The sequence below is a fragment of the Paraburkholderia sp. SUR17 genome, from assembly GCF_029536165.1.
Lineage (GTDB): Bacteria > Pseudomonadota > Gammaproteobacteria > Burkholderiales > Burkholderiaceae > Paraburkholderia > Paraburkholderia kururiensis.
Window position 1 is genome coordinate 276,585 of sequence record NZ_CP120508.1, and the last position, 20,625, is coordinate 297,209.

At 66.3% G+C, this 20,625-nt stretch carries 15 protein-coding genes; 8 read left to right on the plus strand and 7 right to left on the minus strand.

The genetic code is table 11. The features are described from left to right. The first annotated feature begins 223 nt into the window (after positions 1-223). Together P2869_RS01265 and chrA are read left to right on the plus strand one after the other, a co-directional pair. Positions 224-1,036 carry a MetQ/NlpA family ABC transporter substrate-binding protein gene (locus P2869_RS01265; protein WP_042299402.1) on the plus strand — a complete coding sequence of 271 codons (813 nt, stop codon included), beginning with the start codon at positions 224-226 and terminating at the stop codon, positions 1,034-1,036. A 225-nt stretch (positions 1,037-1,261) separates the two neighbouring features. Beyond that, complete coding sequence (gene chrA, locus P2869_RS01270; RefSeq protein ID WP_277597238.1) at positions 1,262-2,473, plus strand: chromate efflux transporter; 1,212 nt, start codon at positions 1,262-1,264, stop codon at positions 2,471-2,473. Positions 2,474-2,518: 45 nt separating this feature from the next. Here the strand turns inward: chrA and P2869_RS01275 are convergent, their stop codons facing one another. Beyond that, on the minus strand, positions 2,519-3,448 hold the full coding sequence (locus P2869_RS01275) for a bifunctional helix-turn-helix transcriptional regulator/GNAT family N-acetyltransferase (RefSeq protein ID WP_277597239.1): 930 nt from the start codon (positions 3,446-3,448) through the stop codon (positions 2,519-2,521). 341 nt (positions 3,449-3,789) lie between these two features. On the opposite strand from P2869_RS01275, the gene P2869_RS01280 reads away from it, so the two are divergent. The 5 genes from P2869_RS01280 (at position 3,790) to nagE (ending at position 11,319) form a co-directional block, all read left to right on the plus strand. Next, positions 3,790-4,524: a GntR family transcriptional regulator gene (locus P2869_RS01280; RefSeq protein WP_017772616.1), complete on the plus strand. Its 735-nt coding sequence runs from the start codon at positions 3,790-3,792 to the stop codon at positions 4,522-4,524. Between the two features lie 101 nt (positions 4,525-4,625). Then, the gene (gene nagA / locus P2869_RS01285) at positions 4,626-5,729 is read left to right on the plus strand and encodes an N-acetylglucosamine-6-phosphate deacetylase (protein WP_277597240.1); all 1,104 of its coding nucleotides are present in this window, start codon (positions 4,626-4,628) and stop codon (positions 5,727-5,729) included. Then, entirely contained in the window at positions 5,722-6,738 is a 1,017-nt protein-coding gene (locus P2869_RS01290) for an SIS domain-containing protein (protein ID WP_277598177.1), read from the plus strand. Before nagA ends, P2869_RS01290 begins: the two co-directional genes overlap by 8 nt. Positions 6,739-6,777: 39 nt before the next feature. Beyond that, a complete protein-coding gene (gene ptsP, locus P2869_RS01295; RefSeq protein WP_277598178.1) occupies positions 6,778-9,393 on the plus strand; it encodes a phosphoenolpyruvate--protein phosphotransferase in 2,616 nt (871 codons plus the stop codon). A 144-nt stretch (positions 9,394-9,537) separates the two neighbouring features. Beyond that, a complete protein-coding gene (nagE, locus tag P2869_RS01300) occupies positions 9,538-11,319 on the plus strand; it encodes an N-acetylglucosamine-specific PTS transporter subunit IIBC (RefSeq protein ID WP_017772620.1) in 1,782 nt (593 codons plus the stop codon). A 132-nt stretch (positions 11,320-11,451) separates the two neighbouring features. Here nagE and P2869_RS01305 read toward each other — a convergent pair whose 3' ends face one another. The 6 genes from P2869_RS01305 to rpoH all read right to left on the minus strand — a co-directional run bounded on the left by P2869_RS01305 (position 11,452) and on the right by rpoH (position 19,689). After that, complete coding sequence (locus P2869_RS01305) at positions 11,452-11,649, minus strand: hypothetical protein (protein WP_017772621.1); 198 nt, start codon at positions 11,647-11,649, stop codon at positions 11,452-11,454. A gap of 10 nt (positions 11,650-11,659) precedes the next feature. Further along, the gene (gene cydB, locus P2869_RS01310) at positions 11,660-12,796 is read right to left on the minus strand and encodes a cytochrome d ubiquinol oxidase subunit II (protein WP_277597241.1); all 1,137 of its coding nucleotides are present in this window, start codon (positions 12,794-12,796) and stop codon (positions 11,660-11,662) included. 18 nt (positions 12,797-12,814) lie between these two features. Further along, positions 12,815-14,404, minus strand: coding sequence for a cytochrome ubiquinol oxidase subunit I (locus P2869_RS01315; RefSeq protein WP_277597242.1), 1,590 nt, complete (start codon positions 14,402-14,404; stop codon positions 12,815-12,817). A 363-nt stretch (positions 14,405-14,767) separates the two neighbouring features. Further along, the gene (gene cydC / locus P2869_RS01320) at positions 14,768-16,624 is read right to left on the minus strand and encodes a thiol reductant ABC exporter subunit CydC (protein WP_277597243.1); all 1,857 of its coding nucleotides are present in this window, start codon (positions 16,622-16,624) and stop codon (positions 14,768-14,770) included. Between the two features lie 4 nt (positions 16,625-16,628). Continuing rightward, positions 16,629-18,422 (minus strand): thiol reductant ABC exporter subunit CydD, encoded by a 1,794-nt coding sequence (gene cydD, locus P2869_RS01325; RefSeq protein WP_277597244.1) that lies wholly within the window; start codon positions 18,420-18,422, stop codon positions 16,629-16,631. A 331-nt stretch (positions 18,423-18,753) separates the two neighbouring features. Next, the gene (gene rpoH, locus P2869_RS01330; protein ID WP_026121009.1) at positions 18,754-19,689 is read right to left on the minus strand and encodes an RNA polymerase sigma factor RpoH; all 936 of its coding nucleotides are present in this window, start codon (positions 19,687-19,689) and stop codon (positions 18,754-18,756) included. 357 nt (positions 19,690-20,046) lie between these two features. On the opposite strand from rpoH, the gene P2869_RS01335 reads away from it, so the two are divergent. Continuing rightward, positions 20,047-20,610, plus strand: a complete 564-nt coding sequence (locus tag P2869_RS01335) for an acyloxyacyl hydrolase (protein WP_199541752.1) — start codon at positions 20,047-20,049, stop codon at positions 20,608-20,610. Positions 20,611-20,625 lie beyond the last annotated feature (15 nt).

Sequence of the window (20,625 nt, forward strand, 5' to 3'; positions counted from 1 at the left end):
GAAGCTTCGCTCGTCCGTCGCGCCACGGTGTCTGGCGCGACGGCGCCGGGCGTGCCTTGCGTTTTGCCTTGGCCACACGGCACTGCACCGCGCGGCGCATACCAGTATTCGATTCCGTTATTTCTCAATGCTCCCGGCATATGAGACCATTTATGTCGCCGCCGGTATGGCATCAGGCCTGCCGGCGCGACAGAACCCGGAATCACGTCAGTCGAACTTTCCCATGCAGCGCAGAAATCTCCTCAAGCTCTTTTCCGCCGCCGTCGCGGCAACCGCGTTCGCCGCCAGCTTCGGCGCACGCGCCGACGAAAGCGTCATCAAGGTCGGTACCATCAGCGGGCCCGATGCGCAGATCTGGTCGGTCGTCCAGAAAGTCGCGAAGCGCGAAGGCCTCAACGTCAAGGTCATTGAGTTCAACGACTACGTTCAGCCGAACGCCGCGCTCGACGCGGGCGACCTCGACGCCAACAGCTTCCAGCACCAGCCGTATCTCGACAGCCAGGTCAAGCAGCGCGGCTACAAGATCGTGAGCGCGGGGCTGACCTACATCTCGCCGCTCGGCGTCTACTCGAAGAAGCTGAAGTCGCTGAAAGACCTGCCGCAGGGCGCGAAGGTCGCGGTGCCCAACGACCCGTCCAACGAGAACCGTGCGCTGCTATTGCTGCAGGCGCAGGGCGTGATCAAGCTGCGCGCCGGCGCAGGCGCGAGCGGCAGCAACGCGACGCCGCTCGACATCGCGGAAAATCCGAAGAAGGTGAAGCTCGTCGAGCTCGATGCCGCGCAGCTGCCGCGCTCGCTCGCCGACGTCGATGCCGCGGCGATCAACACGAACTACGCCCTTGCCGCAGGCCTGCAGCCGACGAAAGACGCGATCGCGCTCGAAGACGTGCACAGCCCGTACGCGAACCTGATCGCCGTGCGCACGCAGGACAAGGACAAGCCGTGGGTGAAGAAGCTGGTGGCGGCTTACCAGTCCGAAGACGTGCGCCAGTTCATCAAGACGCAGTTCAAGGGATCGGTTGTGCCCTCGTTCTAAGGCGGCGCTGCCAGCTTTTGCAATCGACAACGCCACGGCTTGCCGTGGCGTTTTGTTTTGCCCGGCTGCTTTGGCGCGAACGTGCGAGCGCCGGACAACGCTCACGCATCTCGGGCACACCGCTTCGCCCCGACGCTGCTAGCATGTCGCGCGACGCCGCCTGAAGCGACGTGCCCCAGGCGTCGCACCGAACGTGACCGCATCCCGACCGACATGGACGACCGCATGCCCTCCGTTTCCCGCCCTGCCGTGCCCACGCGCCCGTCCGTATTCGAGATCTTCGCGATCTTCCTTCGGCTCGGGCTCACGTGTTTCGGCGGACCGATCGCCCATCTCGGCTTCTTTCGCGAGGAATTCGTGCGCCGCCGCGCGTGGCTCACCGACGCCGCGTTCGCCGATATCGTCGCGCTCTGCCAGTTCATGCCGGGCCCGTCGAGCAGCCAGGTGGGCATTGCGCTCGGGCTGCGCCAGGGCGGCATAGCGGGCGCGATTGCCGCATGGACGGGCTTCACGCTGCCGTCCGCGGCGCTGCTCTGTGCGTTTGGTCTTCTCGTCGGGCGGCACGGAGCGACGGCGCAATCCGGCTGGCTGCACGGGCTGAGCCTCGTCGCCGTCGCCGTGGTGGCGCAGGCGCTGTGGGGCATGCTGCGCACGCTCGCGCCCGACCGTCCGCGTGTGGCGATTGCCGTCGTATCCACGGTCGTCATGCTGGCGTTCACGACACCGCTCGCGCAACTTGCGGTGCTCGCATTCGGAGCGCTGGCGGGCTGGTTGCTGCGTGGCCGCTTGCCGGACGTGAGCGAGCACAGCGAACCGATTGGTGCCGGCGGGCGTGTGCACGCCGTGCTGATGATCGGACTCTTCGTCCTGCTGCTGCTCGGGCTGCCCGCTCTGGCCACGGTCTCCGGCAACTATCCGCTGCATCTGTTCGCGAGTTTCTTCCGCGTGGGCTCGCTCGTGTTCGGCGGCGGTCACGTCGTGTTGCCGTTGCTCGAACAGGTGGTGGTGCCGCCGCATTGGGTCACGCCGGAAGCGTTCATTGCCGGCTACGGCGCCGCGCAGGCCGTGCCCGGTCCGCTCTTCACGTTCGCGGCGTTTCTTGGTGCGGTATCGAATCAGCAGCCCGCAGGCGTGGTGGGCGCGGCCATTGCGGTTGTCGCTATTTTTCTGCCGTCGTTTCTGCTGGTGATCGGCGTGATGCCTCTGTGGGAGCGGCTGCGGGGCCTCGCCGCGTGCCGCTACGCGCTGATGGGCGTGAATGCCGCCGTGGTGGGGCTGCTGGCCGCGGCGTTCTATTCGCCGCTCTGCGTGAACGCGCTGCGCCACCCGGCGGACATCGCCTTCGCCCTCGTGGCGCTCGCGCTGCTGATGGCGGCGCGCTTGCCACCCTGGCTCGTGGTGGCGTTCTCCGCGCTCGCAGGGTATCTGATTTTCTAAAGGACGACTGAGCGCAGCGAACACCAGCGCTCAGTTCACGTCGCCTCACGACAGCGTGAGCTCCCACCGTTCAACGATAAGCGGATGCCCGAAGCGGTGCGCGTCCTTGCTGGTCGCGCAGTGGAAGCCCATGCGCGCCGCGAGCCGCCGCGCGTCGGCCATCACCATCGCGAGCGAGAGCGAGAGCGCGCCGTAGCGCGCGTCCTTTGCGAAGCGCACGCATTCCTCCAGCAGTTGTGCGCCGATGCCAAGGCACCGCATGTCGGGCTCCACATAGAACATGCGCACGCTCGCAATTTCCTGCGAGCGCGCGGCGATGAGCGCCGACCCCACCGTCATGCCGTCTTGCTCGGCGATCCAGCATGCCTCGCGCTGCGCGTCGTGCGTCTGCGTGAAGGTGGCAACGGTGCGCGCGAGCAGTGCCTCGAAGCGGGCGTCCCAGCCATGGGCGGCGGCCGCGAGTTGCGCCTGACGGTGCACCAGCCAGCTCGCCTCGCCTGCCTTCGGGGCGCGCAGCTTCACGAGGCCCCGCCGCGGACGGTCATCGAGCAGCCGTTCGATCAGCTTCATCGCGCCGATCAACTGCTGCTGCGACCCTTGCGGCAGCCGAGCCAGCACCGCGCGAACTTCGGCGACAGCGGCTTTCTCCAGCGGTTCGTATTCGGCGCGGCCCTGTTCCGTGAGCGAGAGCAGCGACTGGCGCGCATCGAATTCTGAGGGCCGGCGCGTCAGCAGATTGCGCCGCTCGAAGCTCGTGAGGATGCGGCTCAGGTAGCCGGTGTCGAGACCCAGATTTCGGGCGAGTGCCGCCGCCGTGTTCGCGCGGCCGCGCGACAGCTCGTTGAGAATGCGCACCTCCGTCAGCGAGAAGGCGCTCTTTTGCAGATGCTCGTGAAGGGCGCCGATGTGGCGCGTGTAAAAACGATTGAAGTGGCGGACGGCCTCCGCGCGCCTCAACGCATCAGATTCAGTCAACTCCGGCTCCCCGTGTTCTTCGTCTTTGCCTGCGATGCACCACTATAGGGGCCGCCTGTCGATATGGGAACGGGTTGTGTGCGCCGCATGCAAGGTTGCGGGCCACGAAGTGGTATCAAAGCGGTATGCATGAAGCGCGACACGGGGCGCCGCCAGGGTAAATCCCGATGCCGCAGAAACGCGCCGCAAGCCTTGGGAGAAGCGCGCAAACGGCCGCCAGGTAAGGCTTGAGTACAGATCGACACGCCTGGAACCAGTTCGTTGACTGGTATTATTGTGGTTATATAATGGGCTCGGCTTGAAGAACCCTCCCAACCGTTCCTTCCCCGCCCGAGCCTTCAATGGAAACCCGCTGGTCCGCGCTGATGCCCGATGCGCGCAACGTCACACCGTTGTACCTGCAGCTGGCGCGCAATCTGGCGACGGCGATCCAATGCGGCGTCTGGTCTGCGGGCGAGGCGCTGCCTTCGGAACGTACGCTCTGCGATGCAATCGGCGTGTCGCGCATCACCGCGCGCAAGGCTATTGCGCTGCTCGTGGAGCAAGGTCTGATTCGCCGCGCGCGCGGTGCCGGCAGTTTCATCACGCCGCGTGTGGAAGATCCGCTTTCGCGCCTCACCGGCTTCACCAAGAAGATGCAGCAGCGCGGCTTCACGCCCGATTCCATCTGGCTCGAGCGCGACGTTCGCGCCGCCACGCGCGACGAGATCGTGCATCTCGGGCTGTCGCCTGGCGCGTCGGTGGCGAACCTGCGACGCCTGCGTCGCGCGGACGGCATCGTAATGGCCGTCGAGCACTCGGCGTTGCCGGTTTCGATCGTGCCCGACCCGCATGCAATCGGCGTATCGCTCTACAGCCACCTCGAGGAGCGCGGCGTGCCGGTGGTCCGCGCGCTGCAGCACTTTCGCGCGGTGAACGCCACGAGCGAAATCGCCGCGTTAATGGAGATCGAGCCGCGCGCGGCCCTGCTGGTCATTCAGCGCGTGGGTTTCAGCGCGGACCAGCGGGCCATCGAACTCACGGACACCTATTGCCGGGACGGTTACTACGATTTCGTGGCCGAACTGCTCCAGTAACGGGAACACGAACGGCGCCACGCGAATCAGTCATGAACGTCTCTCTCGTATCACCTGAGGTATCACCCAAGGCCTCGGCCGAAGCATCACCAGGAACACACATGCTGACCGGAAACATACTGACCCCCGACGGCTGGATTCACGGCACGCTCGAAACGGCAAACGGCCGCATCACGTCGCTTGCCGGCGAGCGCGTCGACCCGGCGACCAACGACGCGCCCTACATCCTGCCCGGCTTCATCGACCTGCACGTGCACGGCGGCGGTGGCGCCGACGTCATGGAAGCCGGCAACGCGATCGAAACCATTGCGCGCACCCACGCGAAATACGGAACGACGAGCCTGCTCGCCACCACGATGACGGCCCCGCGCGAGGAACTGATGAACGTCGTGGCCGGGCTCGGCGACGTGGCGCGCAGCCGTACGCCGGGCGGCGCGCGCGTGCTCGGCGTGCACCTGGAAGGGCCGTACATCAATCCCGGCAAGCTGGGCGCGCAGCCGGACGCCGCGGTGTCCGCTGTGCTCGACGAAGTGCTCAAGTACCTTTCCATCGCGCCCATTCGCGTGGTGACGGTGGCGCCCGAAATCGCAGGCCACATCGAGATCATTTCGGAGATGGCAGCGCGCGGCGTGCGCGTGCAACTCGGTCACTCGCTCGCGACTTACGACGATGCCGTGACCGCGCTCAAGCACGGCGCACGCGGGTTCACGCATCTCTTCAACGCGATGTCGCCGATGCATCACCGCAACCCGGGTCTCGTGGGCGCAGCACTTGCGCACGCCGAATACGCCGAGATCATTCCCGACCTGCTGCACGTGCACCCCGGCGCGATTCGCGCCGCACTGCGCGCGATTCCCCGCCTCTACGTGGTGACGGACAGCACCTCGGCCACCGGCATGCCCGACGGCGAGTACCGCCTCGGCAGCCAGCACGTCACGAAGTGCCTTGGCGGCGTGCGCCTTGCCGACGGCACGCTCGCCGGCAGCACGCTCACCATGGACGTCGCGCTGCGCAATCTCGTTTCGCTCGGCCTGCCGATTGCGGACGTATCAAACCGCATGTCGCGCTACGCCGCCGACTACCTCGGCATCGAAGACCGCGGCCGTCTCGCACGCGGCGCGTGGGCCGACATCGTCGTATTCGACCGCGCGTTGACGCTGACCGCGACCTATGTCGAAGGAGAATCGATTGTCGAATATGCTTAAAGAGGCCCTCGCGTCCGCGGACGCGGTGGCCGCTCAACTCGCCGACACCTCGCGCATCGAGGCATTGGCAGCGAGGCTCGAAGAGAAGCCGCGCCACGTCGCGCTCACCGTGGCGCGCGGCAGCTCGGACCACGCGGCGAGCTATTTCGCGAGCCTCACGATGAGCCGCATCGGCGTGCCGGTGGCGTCGCTGCCCATGTCGATCGCCACGCTTCAGCAAGCGCCGCTGCGTGTGCGCGATGCCTTCGCGCTCGCGTTCTCGCAGTCGGGCAAGAGCCCCGATCTGGTGGGCACCATGGCCGCGTTGCGCGCCGCGGGCGCGTTGACCGTGGCGGCCGTGAACGTATCCGATTCACCGTTGGCCGAGGCCTGCGAATACGAGTTGCCGCTGCTCGCGGGGCCTGAACTCAGCGTGGCCGCGACGAAGAGCTATATCGCGATGCTTTCGCTTTCGGCCCAGCTTGTCGCGCACTGGCAGCGCGACGCAGCGCTGGTGGCCGCGCTGCGCTCGCTACCCGACGTGCTCGCGCGCGCGGGCACGCTCGACTGGTCGAAGGCCGTGGACGAACTGCGCGATGTCTCGCAGATGATCGTGATCGGTCGCGGCACGGGGCTTGCCATCGCGCAGGAAGCGGCGCTTAAGCTCAAGGAAACGTCGGGCATTCAGGCCGAGGCGTTTTCGAGCGCCGAAGTGCGGCACGGTCCGATGGAGATTATCGACCGCGACTATCCGCTGCTCGTGTTCGCGCCGCGCGGCCCCGAGCAGACCGGGCTCGTGCAGCTCGCACGCGACATGCGTTCGCGCGGCGCGCGCGTGCTGCTCGCGGCGCCCGCCGATGCGGCCGACGCTGCCGACGTGACCTTGCCGCTCGAACCGGCCGCCGATGCCGCGCTGGACCCGATCCCCGCCATTCTTTCCTTCTATGTGATGGCCGCCGGCCTTGCCGCCGCGCGCGGGCGCAATCCCGATACGCCGCGCCATCTGCATAAAGTCACCGAAACACATTAAGCGAGAGTCCTGATGGAACGTGTCGTGGAGTCGCATCTGATGAATCCTGCCCAGGGTCAGTTTGTCCTTCTGGCGCCGCTGACCGGCCCGGTCGTGGCGCTGGCCGATGTTCCCGACCCCGTGTTCGCCGAAGGCATGTTCGGCGACGGCATCGGCATCGACCCGCTCGAAGGGCGGCTCGTCGCGCCGTGCGACGGCGTCGTGGCGCACCTCGCGCGCACGGGCCATGCGCTCACCATTCGCACCACGCAGGGCGCGGAAGTGCTGCTGCACATCGGCATCGATACGGTCGCGCTGAACGGCGAGGGTTTCACGCCGAAGGTCGCGGAAGGCGCGAGCGTGCGTGCGGGCGACGTGCTCATCGAGTTCGATCAGGACTTCATTGCTCGCATGGCGCCGAGTCTCGTTTCCGTGGTGGCCATCGCGAATTCGGATGCCTTCGAAGTGGTGGATCGCGCGCGACGCGGCGTGGTGAAGGCTGGCACGAGTGAACTGCTCGTGCTGCGTGCGCGTGGAGCGGGCGAGGGCGCTGCGAGTGCGCAAGCGTCGGCGAGTGCCGCGACGCAAACTCAGGCCGCATCGCACACCGAAGCAACGGCCTGCGCGAGCGAGGCGCGCCGCACCGTGACGCTCGCCCACGCGGGCGGCCTGCACGCGCGGCCCGCGGCCCGCGTGCGCGAAGCCGTGCGCGGTCTGGAGGCGCGCGTGGAAGTGCACTTCGGCGCACGCAAGGCGCCGATCGAAAGCGTGGTCGGGTTGCTGGCGCTCGGTGCAGGCGAGGGCGCCACGGTGGAACTCGTCGCGACGGGTCGCGATGCGGCGAAGGCGGTAGACGCCGTGGCGAACGAACTGCTGCGCGAGGCGCACGGCGAGGTCGAAGAGACGCGTGCGCGCGATGCCTCGCCCGCGCCGCACGAAGTGCCGCGCGAGCCTGCGTCGGCACTGCCTGCCAACACGCTTGCGGGCGTGTGCGCGTCGCCCGGTGTCGCGCTCGGCAAGCTCGTGCGCTGGGACAACGTCGAAGTCGAACCCGTCGAGCAGGCGGCCGGCACGCCCGCCTCTGAAAGCCGGTTGCTGGACAAGGCGCTCGCAGCCGTGGATGCCGAACTCGACACCACCGTGCGCGAAGCCTCGCAGCGCGGCGCAGTAGGCGAAGCCGGCATCTTCGCGGTGCATCGCGTGTTGCTGGAAGACCCCACGCTGCTCGACGCCGCGCGTGATCTCATCAGCCTCGGCAAGAGCGCGGGTTTCGCATGGCGCGCAGCCATTCGCGCGCAGATCGCCGTGCTCGCCGACGTGAAGGATTCGCTGCTCGCCGAGCGCGCCGCGGATCTGCGCGATATCGAAAAGCGCGTGCTGCGCGCGCTGGGCGGCTCCAGTGGCGCCAATCGCACGCTGAGCACGCTGCCCGACGAGGCCGTGCTCGCCGCCGACGAGTTCACGCCGTCGGACCTCTCGTCGCTCGATCGCAGCCGCGTCACGGCGCTCGTGATGGCGCGCGGCGGCGCGACCTCGCACGCGGCCATCATCGCGCGGCAGACCGGCATTCCGGCGCTCGTCGCCGTGGGCAGCGCGCTGCATGCGATCGCCGAAGGCACGCAGGTCGTCGTGGACGCAAGCGCGGGGCGCCTCGAATATGCGCCGGGCGAACAGGAGATCGAACGTGCGCGGCGCGAGCGCGACCGGCTGGACGAACTGCGCGAAACGAACCGGCGCATGTCGGGTGAGGCGGCAGCCACACGTGACGGCCGCGCAATCGAAGTGGCCGCGAACATCGCCACGCTCGACGACGCGAAGACCGCTGTCGAAAACGGTGCCGACGCGGTGGGCCTGCTGCGTACGGAACTGCTCTTCATTCATCGTCCGGCGGCGCCTACGGTGGACGAGCATCGGCAAAGCTATCAGGCCATTACGGACGCGCTCGCGGGCCGCACCGCGATCATCCGCACGCTCGACGTGGGCGCCGACAAGGAAGTGGATTACCTGACGCTGCCGCCCGAACCGAACCCGGCGCTCGGCCTGCGCGGCATTCGCCTCGCCCAGGTGCGCCCGGACCTGCTCGACGATCAACTGCGCGGCCTGCTCGCCGTGCGGCCCGCGGGCGCCGTGCGCATCCTGCTGCCGATGGTGACGGACGCGGGCGAACTGGTGCGGCTGCGCGCGCGTATCGACGAACTTGCGCGCGAGCAGGGCCGCACCGATCGCATCGAAGTGGGCGTGATGATCGAGGTGCCCTCGGCGGCGTTGCTCGCCGACCAACTGGCGCGCCATGCCGACTTCCTCTCGATCGGCACCAACGATCTCACGCAATACACGCTCGCCATGGACCGTTGCCGGCCCGATCTCGCGGCACAAGCCGACGGGCTGCATCCGGCGGTGCTGCGTCTCGTCGGCATCGCGGTTCAGGGCGCGGAAAAGCACGGCAAGTGGGTGGGCGTGTGCGGCGCGCTGGCGGGCGACCCGCTCGCCGTGCCGCTGCTCGTGGGCCTTGGCGTTACGGAGCTTTCGGTCGATCCCGTCAGTGTGCCGGCCATCAAGGCGCGCGTGCGCAACCTCGATTACCCGTTGTGCCGCCAGCGCGCCCAGGATGCGCTGGCGCTCGACTCGGCACAGGCCGTGCGGGCCATGAGCCGCGAAGCCTGGCCGCTGGACTGAACTCGTCGCGAGCACGGCGAGCAGTTCGCGGCACGGATTTGCACCACGTAACACACGATGTAACGCATCAGCATCAACCAGGGCATCAAACCCACTTCAACTTCACGCGATTTCACACGAGACAAGAGACCAGGAGGTGACTCAATGGATGGCAATCCGTTTCTGAAAGTGCAGCGGCTCGGGCGAGCGCTGATGCTGCCCATCGCGGTGCTGCCGGTAGCCGGCATTCTGCTGCGGCTCGGCCAGCCCGATGTCTTCAACATCAAGATGATCGCGGACGCGGGCGGCGCGATCTTCGACAACCTGCCGCTGCTGTTCGCCATTGGCGTGGCGGTCGGCTTCGCGAAGGACAACAACGGCGTCGCGGCACTCGCGGGCGCAATCGGCTATCTGGTCGAGATCGCCGTGATGAAGGACATCAACGACAAGCTCAACATGGGTGTGCTGTCGGGCATCATCGCGGGCCTCGTGGCGGGGCTGCTCTACAACCGCTACAAGGACATCAAGCTGCCCGACTACCTCGCGTTCTTCGGCGGCAAGCGATTCGTGCCGATCATCACGGGTCTCGTGTGCGTGGGGCTCGGCATTGTGTTCGGCTACGCGTGGCAGCCGGTGCAGGCGGCTATCGATCTGGCCGGCCACTGGCTCACCACGGCGGGCGCCGTCGGCACGTTCGTGTTCGGCGTGCTGAACCGGCTGCTGCTCGTCACGGGCCTGCATCACATCCTCAATTCGCTCGCGTGGTTCGTGTTCGGCACGTTCACGCCGCCCGGCGGCGGCGCGGCCGTCACCGGCGACCTGCACCGCTTCTTTGCGGGCGACCCGAGCGCGGGCGGCTTCATGTCGGGCTTCTTCCCGATCATGATGTTCGGCTTGCCGGCAGCGTGCCTTGCGATGCTGCACGAAGCGCCGAAGGAACGCCGCGCGGCGGTGGGCGGCCTGCTGTTTTCGATGGCGCTCACGTCGTTCCTCACGGGCGTGACCGAGCCCATCGAGTTCAGCTTCATGTTCCTTGCGCCGGTGCTGTACGCGATCCACGCGGTGCTGACCGGGCTCTCGCTCGCTATCTGCTCGCTGCTGGGCATCAAGCTGGGCTTCACGTTCTCGGCGGGCGCCATCGACTACGTGCTGAACTACGGGCTCTCCACGAAGGGCTGGGAAGCCATTCCGCTCGGGCTCGTGTACGGCGCGCTCTACTACGGGCTGTTCCGCTTCTTCATCCGCAAGTTCAACATGGCTACGCCGGGCCGCGAGCCCGCTGCCGAACAGGCGCAGGTGGATTCGTTCGTTGCAGGCGGCTTCGTTGCGCCTGCGGCGGGCGCGGCGGTGTCGCGTGCGTCGCGCTATATCGCGGCGCTGGGCGGCGCGGCCAACCTGAAAGTGGTGGATGCCTGCACGACGCGCCTGCGTCTTTCCGTGGCGGACCCGGCGAAGGTGTCCGAAGCTGACTTGAAGACGATCGGCGCGCGCGGCGTGCTCAAGCGCGGCGGCGACAGCGTGCAGGTGATCATCGGCCCGGAGGCCGACATCATTGCGGACGAGATGCGCGCGGAGATGGCGTCGGCGGGCGCGGGTGGCGTGGCGAGTGTGGCGAGTGCGCAGAAGGCGGTTGCGGCCAATGCATCGGGCCCTGCGTCGTCGGATGCGGAAGCCGGCCCGCTCGATCCCGATCCTGCGCGCTGGCTCGCGGTGTTCGGTGGCGCGACCAACGTCGTTTCGCTCGAAGCCGTTGCGACGACCCGTTTGCGTGTGGTCGTGCGCGATCCTTCGGCGGTCGACCGCCAGCGGCTGGCGGCGCTCGACGTGGCCTGGGTGTCCGCGGACACCTTCCATATCGTCGCGGGCTTCGCGGCGCAACGCTACGCGCAGTCGTTGTCGGCGCGGCTCTTGCCCGCAAGCGGCGGGGCGGCGGCGCAGCCGGCCTGACGGGTTGCACGTGAGTTGCCGCATGTGAGACGTCGCGAAGCAATCGCATAAGCGGCACGCACCTGCATCGCGACGCCCCAAAAGCAAACAGCACCCTCGGGTGCTGTTTGTCTTTGTGAAGCGACGGCGCGCTTACTTGCCGTTCGCGGCGCGGCGCTCCTTCTGTTGCGTGTCGTAGAGCACGCCGCCCGCTGCCGCGAACAGCACGATCATGATCGTGCCGATCAGCCACGAGAAGTACCACGCGCCGTAAGCGCCCACCACGACGCCAATCACGATGGCGATCACGACGAGCACGGCGAGGATCAGAAAGTGGAACAGGGTTTTCATCGCGAAGTCCTCAATATGCGTGCGGATCGGTTTCGATTTGGTCCGCCTTGACCTTGCCGCGCATCACGTGGAACGCCCAGCTCGTGTAGCCGAGCACGATCGGCACGAACACCACGGTCCAGCCGGTCATCCAGGTGAGTGTCGTTTGGCTCGAGACCGAGTTCCAGACAGTGAGACTTTGGTTAGGCATGCTGGACGACGGCATCAGGAACGGGAAGAGCGCCGTGCCGGCCGTGCCGATCACGCCGATCCATGCAATCGCGCCGAGCCACCACGCGAGCGTCGAGCGGCCCGCGCGCAGCGAGAGCAGGCCGAGAATCAGGCCCACATAGCCGAGTGCCGGCACGATCCACAGAATCGGGTAGCTCTTGAAGTTGCTGAGCCAGGCTCCTGCGGCCAGTTCGACCACCTGTTGTTGCAATGGCGTTTGCGCGAGCGCCGGGCTGACCGAATGCACGAGACGGTAGCCCTGCATCTGCGAGACCCACACGCCGCACACCGAGAACACCACGACCGCGAGAATCACGGCGACGGTCGCCACGCTCTTCGCGCGCTGCTGGACCGCGCCTTCGGCACGACCCACGAGCATGGCTGCGCCCATGTACAGCGACATCGCCAGCGAGAGCACGCCGCACAGCACCGCGAACGGGTTGAAGAGCGTAATGAAGCTGCCCGTGTAGTACGAGGTGAGGTCCCAGTTGAAGTGGAACGGCACGCCCACGAACATGTTGCCCACGCCCGCGCCGTACACGATCATCGGCACGACGCCGCTTGCCACCAGCGCCCAGTCCCATGCGCCGCGCCACGTGGGCGAGTCGATCTTGCTGCGGTACTCGAAGCCGATGGGACGCATGATCATGGTCCACAGCAGGAGCAGCATCACGATGTAGAGGCCGGAGAACGCGGTGGCGTAGATAAGCGGGAACGCCGCGAAGATCGCGCCGCCGCCCAGGATGAACCACACCTGGTTGCCGTCCCAGTGCGGGGCGATCGTGTTGATCGCGACGCGCCGTTCAACGTCGGTGCGGCCGACGAAGCGCAGTTGCGCGCCCACGCCCATGTCCATGCCGACCATCGTCGCAAGCCCGATGAGCAGCACGCCGAGCAGCAGCCACCAGAGCACTTTGAGGATTAGATAGAGTTCCATGGTCTTGTTCCTTGCGGATCACCGCGCGGTGTCGTTGGCGAATGCCGGGGTGAGGATGGTGGGCGTGGCGCCCGGTTCAGCATGGTCTTCGTCCGGACCCTTGCGGATGAACTTCACCATCAGGTAGGCCTCGACGGCGATGAAGATCGAGTAGAGCAGCACGAAGCCGATCAGCGAGAACGTCATGTAGCCCACGCTATGGCTCGATGCGGACATCCAGGTGGGGAGCAGGCCGAACACCGTCCACGGCTGACGACCGATTTCCGCCGTGAGCCAGCCCATTTCGCAGGCGAGGAACGGCACCGGGATCATCCACGGCGCGAGCTTCAGGAACCACTGTTGACGGCCCACGTCGCCGCGCAGCGAGAGGATGACGGCGATCACGAAGTAGGCCAGCATCAAGAGGCCCAGCGCCACCATCAGGCGGAACACCCAGAACATCCAGAACACGTTCGGCACGACGGACTGCGATGCCTTGGCGATGTCGGCGTCCGTGGCGTTGGCGGTGTCTTGACCTGCTGCGTAGCGCTTCACGAGGAAGCCGTAGCCGAGGTCGGCCTTGTGCGCGTTGAACTGCGCGAGCGCGGCGGGATCGGCCGGATTGCTGCTCAGCACCTTCAGCGCGTTGACGGCGGGAATGCCGTTCTTGATGCGCTTGGCGGCGTCCGCGACGATCTGGTCCACACCTGGAACCGGCGTGTCCATGGTGTGCGTCATGAGCGGCGTGAGCACGTACGGCACCTGCAATGCCCACGTGTTCTTGCGTGCTTCGTTGTCAGGCCATGCCGCGATGTTGAACGGCGCCGGCGCCGGTTCGGTCTGCCACATGGCTTCCATCGAGGCGAGCTTCGAAGGCTGCGCCTGCGCGGCCACGAAGCCGAGCGCGTCGCCCAGCGTCAGCACACCCGCAACCGACAGCACGCCGAAGATGCTCGCCATCTGGAACGAGCGCTTGGCGAGTTCAACGTGACGCTTGCGCGCGAGGTAATACGCGCTCACGGCGGTCACGAAGATCGCGGCGGTCACGTAGCCCGCCACGCTGGTGTGGACGAACTTCGTTTGCGCGTCGTTGCTGAAGATCAGGGCACCGAAGTTGGTGAGCTCCATGCGCATCGTGACCGGATTGAACGTGGCACCCACGGGGTTCTGCATGAAGCCGTTGGCCACCAGAATCCAGAGCGCGGAGAAGTTCGAACCGAACGCCACGAGATACGTGACCATCAGGTGCTTGCCTTTGGATAGCTGCTTCCAGCCGAACACCATGAGGCCGATGAACGTGGACTCCATGAAGAACGCCATCAGGCCTTCGATGGCGAGCGGCGCACCGAAGATGTCGCCGACGAAGCCCGAGTAGAACGACCAGTTCGTGCCGAACTCGAACTCCATCGTGAGACCCGTCGCAACGCCGAGCGCGAAGTTGATGAGGAACAGCTTTCCCCAGAATTCCGTCATCTGCCGGTAGATGGGTTTGCCGGTGATCACGTAGACGGTTTCCATGGCCGCCAACATGAACGACATCCCCAACGTCAGCGGGACGAACAGAAAGTGGTAAAGCGCGGTGGCGGCGAACTGGATTCGCGATAGCTCAACCACGGTATCGTTGATCATTTGACACTCCAGTCAAGGCGATTTGAAGCGGTTGCGGGGTGGGCTGCTGTGTGAGAGCGCCTCAACGTGAAGCGCTGCCGCGTGTGGCTGCTGTCGCGTGTGGCATAAGGTCGCGAACGTGCCATGCCTACCCTCTGGTCTTGTTTCTATGACGAGCAGAGTCATCTTTGTGCGACTTCCCGCCGGCCGTGCGTGTGGGTCGGATCGCTTGGCCGCGCCTGCTGTAGCAGGCGGTCGCGCGGTCCGATGCCGTGTCCACCTCAGCAATTTCCCTAACGCTGGTGTGGACATATCGATGGTAAGAAGTTCGCGATGCCGGGTTTTTGTCGCAGGTCAAAACAGCCGTCTCATGCGGCGCGCATGTCAGACGTCTTGCCCGGCTGGCTGAACGCTGTCGTTGCGCAGGAGCGTGGAGAAGGCGCCGTCGCGTGCGAGCAGGGTTTGCGCGGCGCCCTGTTCGACGATGCGCCCTTCGTCCAGCACGATCACCTCGTCCACCAGCCCGGCGAGCGCAGACAGCCGGTGCGTGATGAGCAGCACCGTGCGGCCTTCCATGAGCTGCATGATCGAGCGCAGCAAATCGGCTTCGGTAGCCGTGTCGAGGCCTTCCGTGGGTTCGTCGAGAATCAGGATGGGCGCGTCGCGCAGCAGGCCGCGCGCGACCGCAAGGCGCCGCGCCTGGCCGCCGGACAAGCGGGTGCCCGCCTCGCCGATCTCGGTGTCGAGCCCCTGCGGCAAGCTCTGGATGAAGTCGTGCAACTGGGCCGCCCGACAGGCTGCTTCCAGCGCGGCTTCGTCGGCGTCGGGCCGGGCGAGCAGCAGGTTTTCGCGGATCGTCGCGTTGAAGAGATAGGTGTCCTGCGCGACGACGGCGATGCGTGCGCGCAGATCCGTGGCAGCGGCCTCGCGCAGTCCGACGCCGCCCAACGTAATGCTGCCTTGCTGGTAGTCCCAGAAGCGCAACAGCAGGTTCGCGATGCTGGTCTTGCCCGCGCCGCTTCCGCCCACGATGGCGAGCCGCCGTCCCGCGGGCAGATCGAACGACACGTCGTGGAGCACGGCGTGAGCCGCGTCGGGATAGCGCATGCCGACGTGGCTGAATCGCAGGTCGTTGCTCGCGGCGAGCGGCGTGGCGGTTTCGGGGTCGTGCACGGCGGGTTGCGCGTCGGCGAGCGCGAAAATGCGCCGCGCGGCGGCGAGGCTTTCGCCAAGCATCTGCATGGCGAGCGGCAGCGGAACCACCGCCTCGAAACTGGCGAGCACGAAGAGCGCGAGCATCGCGAGGTCCGCGGGCGGCAGCGTGCCTGCGCTCACGCGCGGAATGGCGATCAAGAGCGCGCCCCACATCGCAAGCGACGCCGCTGCGGAGAGGGCCGCCTGCGCAATGGCCTTGATGTCGTTGAGCTTCACCTGCGTATCGAGCAGGGCGCCGGAGAGCTGCTCGATACGTTGTGCGTGACCTTCTGCCGCACCGTACACGCGTAGCTCGGCGAGTCCCTGGAGGTCGTCGACGATGGCGTCCTGCAACTGCGCGCGTTGGGCGATGCCTGTCGCGGCCGGGCCGCTCGCACGCCGATAGACCAGCGCCGGCAGCACGACGCCCGCGAGGGCGAGGAAGACGAGTGTGACGAACGCCACTGCCACGTCGAATGCCGCCATCGTCGCGACGATCAAAAGGGCGCCGAGCGCGCCTGTTGCCATCGGCAGGATCACGCGCAGGTAGACGTGGTTCAGGCTTTCGATGTCGGCGTGGATGCGCGTGAGCAGATCGGCGCCGCGCGTGTGTTGCAGACACGCCGGCGCGAGCGGTTCGATGCGCTCGTAGAACCAGACGCGCAGCTTCGCGAGCAGACGGAAGGTGGCTTCGTGCGTGACGAGCCGTTCGATGTAGCGGCCACCCGTGCGCACGATGGCGCAGGCGCGAATGAGGGCGGCGGGCGTGAAGTAGTCGAAGACGATGTGATTGATGCCGGCGAGCGCCATCGAAGCGATGAACCAGCCGGAAATCGCCATGAGCGCGACGTTGCCGATCAGCGTGACGAACGACACGGCGATGCCGGCCGCCATCCATTTCCAGTACGGACGGAAAAGCGTGACGAGGCGCGCGAGATCGGCGCGGGCGGTGTTGCTCGCATTGTCGACGTCGCTGCTGTTGGTGCTGTTGGTGCTGTTTGTGACGTGCATGCGCGGGGCCATCGTATTGGGTGTTTTCGTCGTCATGGCTTCACCCCGCGGCAGGATGCGGCGTTGCGGTCGATGTACGGCCAGTACTGTCAACGCCGGCGCCGATCAACTCGCGGTACAGCCCGTCCTCGCCGATCAACGCCTCGTGCGTCCCGCTTTGCGCGACCTTGCCGCCGTCCAGCACCACGATGCGATCCGCAAGACGCGCGGTGGCCGGACGGTGCGCCACGAGCAGCACCGTGCGGCCGTGCGCGAGTCTGCGCAGGGCTTCGTGAATGTGCGCCTGCGTTGCGGAATCCAGATGGGCCGTGGGTTCGTCGAGCAGCAGTACGGGCGCGTCCTTGAGGAAGGCGCGTGCCAGCGCGAGGCGCTGGATCTGCCCGCCGGAAAGGCCGGCGCCGCGTTCGCCGAGCGGCGTGTCGTAGCCGTTCGGGAGCGCCATGATGAAGTCGTCGGCGCCTGCCTGTTGCGCGGCGGCGCGCACGGCGTCGAACGATGCAGCGGGATTCGCGATCTGGATGTTGTCGCGCACGCTGCCGAGGAACACGTGCGCGCGTTGCGGCACCCACGCGACCTGTGCGAGCCAGCTTGCCGGATCGACCTCGGCGAGCGACTGTCCGTTGATGCGGATGCTGCCTTGCTGGTTCGCCACGAAGCCGAGCAGCAGGTTCAGCACCGTGCTCTTGCCAGCTCCGCTCGGGCCGACGAGCGCGGTGATGCGTCCGGGTTCGAGCGCGAAGCTCACGCGGTCGAGCGCCGGCTGGTTCGCGTCATAGGCGAAGGAGACCGCGTCGAATGCGATGCCGTACTGCTGCGCGGCGGCGAGCGGCGTGCGCTCAGCCTGAGCGTGCGGCTGCGGCGTATCGAGAATGGCCGCGATGTGCTCGACGGCGCCGATCGCTTCCATGCGCGCGTGATAGTGCGTGCCGAGCGTACGCAGCGGCAGATAGAACTCGGGCGCGAGCAGCAGAACGAGGAACGCCGGCTGGAAATGCACCTTGCCGTACAGCAGGTTGAAACCGATCAGCACGGCCACCATCGCGATGCTCACCGTCGAGAGAAATTCCAGCACAACCGCGGAGAGGAACGCGATGCGCAGAACCTGCATCGTGCTCTGCCGATACGTTTCCGAGAGGCGGGCCACCACTTGTGCCTCGCGCCGGCTCGCGTTGAAGAGCTTGAGCGTGGTGAGGCCCTGAAGCGTGTCGAGAAACCGTGCGGCGAGGCGCGTCAGCTGATGCCATTGGCGCTGGTTCATTTCGACCGAACGCTTGCCCACCAGAATCATGAACACGGGAATCAGCGGCGCGGTGAGCGTGAGAACGAGCCCGGAGACCCAGTCGATGGGAAACACGACCACGAGAATCGCGATGGGCAGCATCGACGTGAGCGCGCGATTGGGCAGCCAGCGGGCGTAATAGCCCTCGAGCGCGTCGATACCGGTGACCGCGCGGCTTGCGAGCGCGCCCGTGGCTTCGCCCTTGAGCCACGCCGGGCCGAGCGCGTGAATCTTGCGCACGAGTTCGGCGCGCAGTTCGCCGCGTACCTTGGCGGCGGCGCGCAAGGCGAGGCGCTCCGAAGCCAGCGTGAACGCGAAGCGTGCCGCGAACACGGGCAACATGGCGGCGAGCGCGATCCACACGTCGGCGAGCGCGGCGCCTCGGACCACGACAGCGTTGACCGTCCATGCAAGCAGCGCGGACGACACGATCACGAGCAAACCGGCGGCAAGGCCGGCGGCCACGGCGAGACGAAGGCCGCCGCGCGCGGAGCCGGTGCGGCGCGCGAGCCAGGCATCGAGAGTCTTGTTCAGGTGCGGTGAGGCGGGCGTCATAGAGAAGCGGGAAGAGCGCGCCGGGCGGCGAAGGGTGCGCGGTCCGGCATGCGGTGGGTTGATGGTGCTTTTTTTAACCCGAACCCCGTTCTGAAGCGTGATTTAGGTCAAGCGGCCTTCAGTTCGCGCTTGCAAGGCGTCGGCGCGGAGGCGGACGCAGATTCTATCGTCGCCGGATCGCCATTTCCGGGTTGTGATGATTTGTCGCAGAAAGGCGGGAGGCCGGCGCGAAGGCGCAAAAAAGCCCGCTGCCTGTTCGGGGCAGCGGGCTTGGAGAGGGAGCGATGGAAGGGCGGCAACCGCAGATGGCCGCGGCCGCCGTCACGTCCAGTTACGCGTATTCGGCCAGCGCCGTGCGCATCTTCTTCATCGCGCTCGCTTCGATCTGACGGATGCGCTCGGCCGACACGCCGAACTCGTCGGCAAGCTCGTGCAGCGTGGAGCCGCCCGAGCCGTCGTCGGCCACGTTGAGCCAGCGCGCTTCGATGATGCGGCGGCTGCGTGCATCGAGCGCTTCGAGCGCGCTCGCAATGCCGTCCGTCTGCAGGCGGTCGTGCTGCTTCGCGGCGATGACCGCGGTCGGCTCGCTATGCGAATCCGCCAGCCAGGCGATAGGCGCGTACGATTCCTCGCCGTCTTCCACCTGGCCTTCCAGCGCGACGTCGCCACCGGAGAGGCGCGTTTCCATCTCGACCACTTCCTCGCGCTTCACGTTCAGTTCCTGCGCGAGGCCTTCGATCTCTTCCGGCGTGAACGCCTGCACGCCCTGCTTGTGGCTGCGCAGGTTGAAGAACAGCTTGCGCTGCGCCTTGGTGGTGGCGACCTTCACCATCCGCCAGTTGCGCAGGATGTACTCGTGAATCTCGGCCTTGATCCAGTGGATCGCGTACGAGACGAGCCGCACGTTCTGCTCCGGATCGAACCGCTTGACCGCCTTCATTAGGCCGATGTTGCCTTCCTGGATCAGGTCGGCATGCGGCAGGCCGTAGCCGAGGTAATTACGTGCGATGGACACCACGAGGCGCAGGTGCGACAGCACCAGCTTGCGTGCGGCGTCGAGGTTGTTGTGCTGACGGTAGTCGGTGGCAAACTGACGCTCTTCTTGGGGCGTCAGCATGGGAATCCGGTTCACCGCCTGAATGTAGGCGTCGATGTTGCCCAGCTGGCCGGGCAGAAGCGTGAACTGCGCGAGCGCCAGCGAACCTGCCGGAGCGGCCTTGGCCGACGACGGGCTCAGAGTACTCGGAAGGGTCATTGCGTTGCTCACGGATGGGAACTCCTCTGGGGTTCTTGCAAAGTCAGACTTCGACTGTACGGTGCATGTTAGCACTCTGGTTTACCGAGTGCTAATTCTTGGATAGATTCCAGGGCCGGAGGTTCCCGGAATGCTATCGAAATTCGTCTTTTAATAGCGTGACGCCCCGCGGGCAGAATTGTCAGGCCGCGCGTAGAATTCTCGCGGAAGCCAGCAGCGCCGCAAAAAGCGGTCGATTTTTCCGGAATTTGAAGGAGTTATTTGCTGCGAAGAGCGATGAGGGACAGGTTCGGTTTTTGCTAATCTGCTGGCCTATGTTGGGACGATCGCTCGTCGATCAAGATCAAAATCCGACTAACAGGGTGTTCGATGATCAGAGAAAACTGGGCGTGGCGCGGCCGGGTCGCACAGGCAGCGCTGGCGGCGGCGCTGGTGGGTCTGTCCGGCAGCGCGGCGGCGGACCAATTCGGTATCCAGGTGACGGGCGCGGTGGCCGATCACCATGTCCGCAAGCTGGATCTGGGGTTTGTCTGGGATCCGAACATCACGTGGTGGGAAATCGGCGGCTGGCACTTCACGGTGCTGGGCGAGGCTCACGCGGCGTGGTGGCATACCGACGAAGGCAACGTGCACAACAACATCGGCGAGTTCGGTGTGGGGCCGGTGCTCCGGTTCGTGAAGAGTTCGGGCTGGGTGCGGCCGTTCGTGGAAGCCGGCGTCGGCGTGCGGCTGCTCACCAGTCCCACGATCTCGACCTCCTATACGCTTTCCACGGCCTTCCAGTTCGCCGACATGGTGGGCGTAGGGGCGCAGTTCGGCAACCATCAGCAGTACCAGGCCGGCTATCGCTTCCAGCATGTATCGAACGCCGGTATCAAAGAGCCCAATCCTGGTATAAATTTCAGCCAGCTATACCTGCAGTACAACTTCTGAATCGTGGCTGCTCTC

Bases quoted from the DNA above. Each gene is read 5' to 3' on its own strand.
- nagE (WP_017772620.1), top strand. From the start codon at position 9,538: ATGGATGGCAATCCGTTTCTGAAAGTGCAGCGGCTCGGGCGAGCGCTG.
- P2869_RS01290 (WP_277598177.1), top strand. From the start codon at position 5,722: ATGCTTAAAGAGGCCCTCGCGTCCGCGGACGCGGTGGCCGCTCAACTC.
- ptsP (WP_277598178.1), top strand. From the start codon at position 6,778: ATGAATCCTGCCCAGGGTCAGTTTGTCCTTCTGGCGCCGCTGACCGGC.
- cydC (WP_277597243.1), bottom strand. From the start codon at position 16,624: ATGACGACGAAAACACCCAATACGATGGCCCCGCGCATGCACGTCACA.
- chrA (WP_277597238.1), top strand. From the start codon at position 1,262: ATGCCCTCCGTTTCCCGCCCTGCCGTGCCCACGCGCCCGTCCGTATTC.
- cydB (WP_277597241.1), bottom strand. From the start codon at position 12,796: ATGGAACTCTATCTAATCCTCAAAGTGCTCTGGTGGCTGCTGCTCGGC.
- P2869_RS01335 (WP_199541752.1), top strand. From the start codon at position 20,047: ATGATCAGAGAAAACTGGGCGTGGCGCGGCCGGGTCGCACAGGCAGCG.
- P2869_RS01315 (WP_277597242.1), bottom strand. From the start codon at position 14,404: ATGATCAACGATACCGTGGTTGAGCTATCGCGAATCCAGTTCGCCGCC.
- nagA (WP_277597240.1), top strand. From the start codon at position 4,626: ATGCTGACCGGAAACATACTGACCCCCGACGGCTGGATTCACGGCACG.
- P2869_RS01280 (WP_017772616.1), top strand. From the start codon at position 3,790: ATGGAAACCCGCTGGTCCGCGCTGATGCCCGATGCGCGCAACGTCACA.
- cydD (WP_277597244.1), bottom strand. From the start codon at position 18,422: ATGACGCCCGCCTCACCGCACCTGAACAAGACTCTCGATGCCTGGCTC.
- P2869_RS01265 (WP_042299402.1), top strand. From the start codon at position 224: ATGCAGCGCAGAAATCTCCTCAAGCTCTTTTCCGCCGCCGTCGCGGCA.
- P2869_RS01305 (WP_017772621.1), bottom strand. From the start codon at position 11,649: ATGAAAACCCTGTTCCACTTTCTGATCCTCGCCGTGCTCGTCGTGATC.